Here is a 1,246-nt window from a genome sequence, read left to right on the forward strand (position 1 = left end):
TGACCTGACCGGCTGGCTTTGGACCGGGCTGATTGAGAGGATCAGCCAGGACCAAAGGAGTTGGACATGCGGCGAGGCCAGAAGACGAACGCGGAGCAGGTCGTGCTCAAGCTGCGTCAGATTGAGGTGCAGACGGCCCAGGGCAAGAGTTTGGCCCTTGCATGCAGGGAGGCGGAGATCTCCGAGCAGAGTTACTACCGCTGGCGCAAGGAGTACGGCGGCCTTCAGGTCGATCAAGCCAGGAAGATGAAGGATCTGGAGCGCGAGAACGCTCGGCTGCGCCGGCTCGTCGCCGACCTTTCTCTAGAGAAGCAGGTGCTGGCGGACGTCGCCTCGGGAAACTTGTAGCCCCCGAGCGGCGCCGGCAGGCAGTCGACGGCATCCGTGAGAAGTACGGCCTCTCGGAACGTCACGCCTGTCGGATCGTCGGCCAGCACCGGGGCACACAGCGCTACGTACCCACCGTACTGACCGATGAGGATGAGCTGACCCAGGCCATCATCGCCCTGGCGTCCGAGTACGGACGCTACGGCTATCGCCGCGTCACCGCGCTGCTACAGGCAGCCGGCTGGCAGGTAGGCAAAGACCGGGTTCAGCGCATCTGGCGTCGCGAGGGGCTGAAGGTCCCCAGCCGACATAGACCCCGCAGCCGCCTGTGGCTGAACGACGGCTCCTGCGTGCGGCTACGACCACTTCACCGCAATCACGTCTGGAGCTTCGACTTCGTGCAAGCCCAGACGCACGATGGCCGCAGCCTGCGCATCCTGACGCTGATCGACGAGCACAGCCGTGCCTGCCTCGCGCTGAAGGTGGCGCGGCGCATCAACAGCCTCGGCGTGATCGAGGCGCTGGCCGACGCGATGTGCCTGCACGGCATCCCGGAGAACATCCGCTGCGACAATGGTCCCGAGATGATCGCAAAGGCGTTGCGCAAGTGGGTCGCCAAAGCTGGCTCGCAGATCCAGTACATCGCGCCAGGATCCCCGTGGGAGAATGGCTATTGCGAGAGCTTCAACGGCAAGCTTCGTGACGAGTGTCTAAACCAGGAGATCTTCTACTCGCTGAAGGAAGCGCAGATCGTGATCGGTCTCTGGCAAACCACCTACAACCGCCTCCGACCGCATTCGTCGCTGGGCTATCGGCCGCCCGCGCCCGTCAGCTACCCGAATCTGGCCTTCCGGCTACCCATGGCCGCCACCATGCAGTAGCCTCTCGATTGGCTCGGTCCAAAATACCGGTCAGGTCA

Annotated in this window: 1 protein-coding gene; it reads left to right on the plus strand. The window is 63.8% G+C overall.

All coding sequences use genetic code 11. The annotated features are described in order from the left end of the window. Window positions 1–66: 66 nt before the first annotated feature. A protein-coding gene (locus FV223_RS27930) for an IS3 family transposase (protein WP_147729914.1) occupies window positions 67–1,208 on the plus strand; the annotation gives its coding sequence in 2 pieces (ribosomal slippage) (window positions 67–334 and window positions 334–1,208; 1,143 coding nt in all). Window positions 1,209–1,246: the final 38 nt, after the last annotated feature.

This window comes from Methylobacterium sp. WL116, assembly GCF_008039455.1.
Classification (GTDB): Bacteria; Pseudomonadota; Alphaproteobacteria; order Rhizobiales; family Beijerinckiaceae; genus Methylobacterium.